The sequence below is a fragment of the Micromonospora sp. BL1 genome, from assembly GCF_003667485.1.
In the GTDB taxonomy this organism is placed as follows: domain Bacteria; phylum Actinomycetota; class Actinomycetes; order Mycobacteriales; family Micromonosporaceae; genus Micromonospora; species Micromonospora tulbaghiae.
This window is the reverse complement of sequence record NZ_RCVK01000085.1, coordinates 1-4790: the sequence shown is the minus strand read 5'-3', so window position 1 is coordinate 4790 and position 4790 is coordinate 1. Positions and strand designations below refer to the sequence as shown.

General features: G+C 76.3%; 3 protein-coding genes. 2 read left to right on the top strand and 1 reads right to left on the bottom strand.

What is annotated here, in order from left to right; genetic code table 11:
* Positions 1-5 precede the first annotated feature (5 nt).
* Positions 6-935 carry an LD-carboxypeptidase gene (locus EAD96_RS00715; RefSeq protein WP_121682905.1) on the bottom strand — a complete coding sequence of 310 codons (930 nt, stop codon included), beginning with the start codon at positions 933-935 and terminating at the stop codon, positions 6-8.
* Positions 936-993: 58 nt separating this feature from the next.
* Here EAD96_RS00715 and EAD96_RS00710 point away from each other — a divergent pair, with 58 nt between their 5' ends.
* The gene (locus EAD96_RS00710; protein ID WP_120568715.1) at positions 994-1761 is read left to right on the top strand and encodes a type 1 glutamine amidotransferase; all 768 of its coding nucleotides are present in this window, start codon (positions 994-996) and stop codon (positions 1759-1761) included.
* Positions 1762-1763: 2 nt separating this feature from the next.
* A complete protein-coding gene (locus EAD96_RS00705; RefSeq protein ID WP_121682904.1) occupies positions 1764-4787 on the top strand; it encodes a bifunctional [glutamine synthetase] adenylyltransferase/[glutamine synthetase]-adenylyl-L-tyrosine phosphorylase in 3024 nt (1007 codons plus the stop codon).
* The last annotated feature ends 3 nt before the right edge of the window (positions 4788-4790 follow it).

The following is a 4790-nucleotide window of genomic DNA, read 5'->3' as shown; positions in this document are numbered from 1 at the left end:
GGCCGTCAGCGGACGGCGGGGGTTGCCGTCAGGGTGCCGGTGGTGGCGTCCAGGGTGGCGGGGGTGCCTACCGGGACGGTGAGCTGGCCCGGGCCGTGCCCGACGGGCAGGCCGCCGAGGACCGGCACGCCGAGGTCGCCCAGGCGGTCGGTGAGCACGTCCACGACGGTGGTGTCCCAGCCGTCCGCGCACTCGGTGAACTGGCCGACCGCCACCCCGGCGATCTCGTCCAGCGCGCCGCAGCGGCGCAGGTGGGTGAGCATCCGGTCGATCTTGTACGGCGGCTCCTGCACCTCCTCGACCAGCAGGATCGCCCCGGTCAGGTCGGGCATGTCCGGCGTGCCGATGGACGCGGTGATCAGGCACAGGTTGCCGCCGAGCAGCCGGCCCTCGGCCCGTCCGGGCACCCGCACCGGGTACGTCTCCTCCGCCTCGACCGCCGCCACGGTCACCGGCTCGGTGCTGGTCAGCGCGGCGTGCAGCGACTCCGCCGAGCGGATCGGCGTGCGCTCGTCCCGCCACGCGGCGCCCGGCCCGTGCACGCCGGCCAGCCGGGCGCCCCGCCACAGCGCGAACTGCAGCGCGGTGATGTCGGAGAAGCCGGCCACCACCTTCGGATCCCGCCGTACCGCGGCCATGTCGATCAGGTCGACCACCCGCTGCGCGCCGTAGCCGCCCCGGGTGCAGATCACCCCCCGGATCTCCGGGTCGGCGAACGCCGCGTTCAGGTCCGCGGCCCGCAGCGCGTCGTCGCCGGCCAGATAACCCCTCCTGGCGTACGCGTTCGGCGCGGGCACCGGGCGCAGGCCCCAGCCGGTGAGCAGCTCGATGCCGCGGGCCACCCGTTCGGGACGGGTCGGCCCGGACGGGGACACCAGCATCACCGCGTCGCCGGGACGCAGGGCCGGTGGGCGCAGGCAGTCGTCAGGCACGATCGGAGCCTAGGGCCTGCCGGACCGTGCCCTGTCGGCCGCACCGGTTAGCCTCGACGTCGTGGCGACCGCGCTGGTGATCGAGAACGACCCGACCGACGACCTCCGCCGCCTGGGGGAGTGGCTCACCGAAGGGGGCCTTGAGCTGCGCGTGCTGCGTCCGCACGCCGGCGATCCACTCCCCGCCGACCTGGAGGGGTACGCCGCGCTCGTGGTGCTCGGCGGCGACCAGCAGGCTTACCCGCGGGCCGACGGCGGCCCCGGCGCGCCCTGGTTCCCGGCGCTGGAGGGGCTGTTGCGCAAGGCGGTCCGGCGGCGGGTGCCCACGCTGGCGATCTGCCTCGGCGCGCAACTGCTCGCCACCGCGCACGCCGGCCGGGTCGAGCGCAGCCCGTCCGGGCCGGAGATCGGCCCGGCGCTCGTGGGCCGGCGCGACGCCGCCGAGGACGATCCGCTGTTCCGGTACGTGCCGTTGATGCCCGACGTGCTCCAGTGGCACGCCGACGAGATCACCGAGCTGCCGCACGGCGCGACGCTGCTGGCCGCGTCCACCCGCTACCCGCACCAGGCGTTCCGCCTCGGCGACCGGGCCTGGGGCCTGCAGTTCCACATCGAGTGCGACACCGCGATGATCGCCGAGTGGTCCCGCGACTCGGCCGTGCTGGCCGAGCTGGACTACGACCCGGAGCTGGTGGTGGCCGCCTGCGACCGGGTGATGGCCGACGTCGAGGAGGCGTGGCAGCCGTTCGCGATCCGGTTCGCCGCGCTCGCGCTCGGCGAACTCGGCGACGACAACCCGCGCCGCAGCCTGCCGCTGCTCGGGGCCTGACGGTGACCCGGCCGGCCCGCGGGCGCCTGGCCCGCTACGGATTCGCCGAGGGTGACGGCGCCACCCGCGCCGCCGACCTGCTCGGCCCGGACGGGCTCGCCCTGTGGCGGCCCGACACCCAGGAGCCCGCCGACGAACGCGCCGCCGAGCTGCTCGGCGCGCTGTCCCGGGCCGCCGACCCGGACATGGCTCTGCGTCAGCTGCACCGGCTGGTCGAGTCCGAGCGGCGCTCCGGCGACGAGGTGGCCGTACGCGACGCCCTGGCCGCCGACCCCGGGCTGCGCCGCCGGTTGATCGCGGTGCTCGGCGCGTCCTCCGCGCTCGGCGACCACCTGGTCGCCAACCCCGGGCAGTGGGCGGTGCTGGCGACCGAGCCGGACGGGCTCGCCCCCACCGCGGACGGGCGGCTCGACCTGAGCGTCGCCGCCCGGCTCACGACGATGACCGGCGCGGTCCCGCTGCTGCGGCAGGCGTACCGGCTCGCGCTGCTGCGGATCGCGGCGGCCGACCTGACCGGGGGGCGCGGCCTGGAGCAGACCATGGCGGCGCTGTCCGGGCTGGCCGACGCCACGCTGGCCGCCGCCTACGACATCGCCGCCGACGAGCTGCCCGACGGGACGCCGCGTCCCCGGCTCGCGGTGGTGGCGATGGGCAAGTGCGGTGGCGACGAGCTGAACTACGTCTCCGACGTCGACGTCATCTTCGTCTCCGCGACCGACGACGACCTGCCCGCCGCGACGCAGGTCGCCACCCGGCTGATCCAGATCTGCGGGCTGGTGGCCTGGCCGGTCGACGCGGCGCTGCGACCCGAGGGTAACCGGGGGCCGCTGGTCCGCACGCTCGCCAGCCACCTCGCCTACTACAAGCGCTGGGCCCGCACCTGGGAGTTCCAGGCGCTGCTCAAGGCCCGCCCGGCGGCCGGCGACCTGGAGCTGGCCAAGGAGTGGATCGACGCGCTGGCCCCGCTCGTGTGGACCGCCGCCGAACGCCCCGAGGCGGTCGAGGACGTCCGGTCCATGCGCCGCAAGATCCTCGACAACGTGCCGCCGAAGGAGCTGGAACGCGAGATCAAGCGCGGTCCGGGCGGGCTGCGCGACATCGAGTTCGCCGTCCAGTTGCTCCAGCTCGTGCACGGTCGGGGTGACGAGGCGCTGCGGGTGCCCGGCACCGTACCGGCGCTGCGCGCGCTCGTCGCGGGCGGGTACGTGGGCCGCGCCGACGGGGAGGCGCTGCTGCGCGGCTACCGCTTCCTGCGCGCCGTCGAGCACCGGCTCCAGCTCCAGGCCCTGCGCCGCACCCACACCGTGCCGACCGAACCGGCCGCGCTGCGCTGGCTCGCCGCCGCGCTCGGCTACGCGGCCACGCCGGGCCGCAGCGCCGTCGAGGAGTTCCGCGCCGAGTGGGTCACCCACGCCACCGAGGTACGCCGGCTGCACGCCAAGCTGCTCTACCGGCCGCTGCTGGAATCCGTGGCCCGCGTACCGGCCGAGGGGCTGCGCCTCACGCCCGAAGCGGCCCGGCACCGGCTGGAGGTGCTCGGCTTCGCCGACCCGGCCGGCGCGCTGCGGCACCTCCAGGCGCTCACCGGCGGGGTCAGCCGCACCGCCGCCATCCAGCGCACGCTGCTGCCGGTGCTGCTCGACGAGTTCGCCGACGCCCCCGAGCCGGACCGCGGTCTGCTCAACTACCGGCAGGTCTCCGACAAGCTCGGCAGCACCCCCTGGTACCTGCGCCTGCTGCGTGACTCCGGCCCGGTGGCGCGCCGGCTGGCCCGGGTGCTGTCCTCGTCCCGGTACGCGGCCGACATGCTGGCCCGCGAACCGGAGGCGCTGCGGCTGCTCGCCGAGGACAGCGAGCTGACTCCGCGTCCACGGGAGACGCTCGTCGAGGGCTTCGCCGCCGCTGCCGCCCGCCACGACGACCCGGTCGAGGCGATCCGGGCGGTCCGCGCGCTGCGCCGCCGGGAACTGGTCCGGATCGCCGCCGCCGACGTGCTCAGCCGCGCCGGTTCGCTCGCCCCGCTCACCCCCCGCCCGGTCGGCGGCGGGGAACGCCGGCCCACTGTGGTGGACGTGACGGCGGTCGGCACCGCGCTGTCGCACGTCGCCGACGCCACGCTGGCCGCCGCGCTGCGCGCCGCCCGTTCCGTCCACCCCGGACCGCCCGGCCTGCGCTTCGCGGTGATCGGCATGGGCCGGCTCGGCGGGTACGAGTCGAACTACCTCTCCGACGCCGACGTGCTGTTCGTCTACGATCCGCCGCCCGGGGTGGAGGAGAGCGCGGCGAGCGTCGCCGCACACGCGATCGCCGAGGAGCTGCGCCGGCTGCTGTCCGCACCCGCCCCCGATCCGCCGCTCGGCGTGGACGCCGACCTGCGCCCCGAGGGCCGGCAGGGCCCGCTGGTGCGCAGCCTCGCCGCGTACGCCCAGTACTACGCGCGCTGGTCCCGGGTGTGGGAGGCGCAGGCGCTGCTGCGGGCCCGGTTCGTCTGCGGCGACACGGACCTGGGCGCCGAGTTCGAGGCCATGATCGAGCCGGTGCGCTACCCGGCCGAGGGGTTGAGCCGCGAGCAGGTGGTGGAGATCCGCCGGATCAAGGCGCGGGTGGAGACCGAGCGGCTGCCCCGCGGCGCCGACCCGGCCACCCACACCAAGCTGGGCCGGGGCGGTCTCGCCGACGTCGAGTGGGCGGTGCAGTTGCTCCAGCTCCGGTACGCCGGGCAGGTGCCCGCCCTGCGCGGCACCCGTACGCTCGACGCGCTCGCCGCCGCCCGCGACGCCGGCCTGCTCGACCCCTCCGACGCCGCCGAGCTGGCCGCCGGCTGGACGCTCGCCGCCGAGGTGCGTGACGCGCTGATGCTGGTACGCGGCCGAGCCGGGGACCAGTTGCCCCGGCACGGGGTGGAGCTGGCCGGCGTGGTGCGGCTGCTGGGGCGCGAGGACCAGGGCGAGTTCCTCGACGAGTACCTGCGCACCGGCCGCCACTCCCGCACAGTCGTCCAGCGAATCCTGGAGTCCCCCCTCTAACCC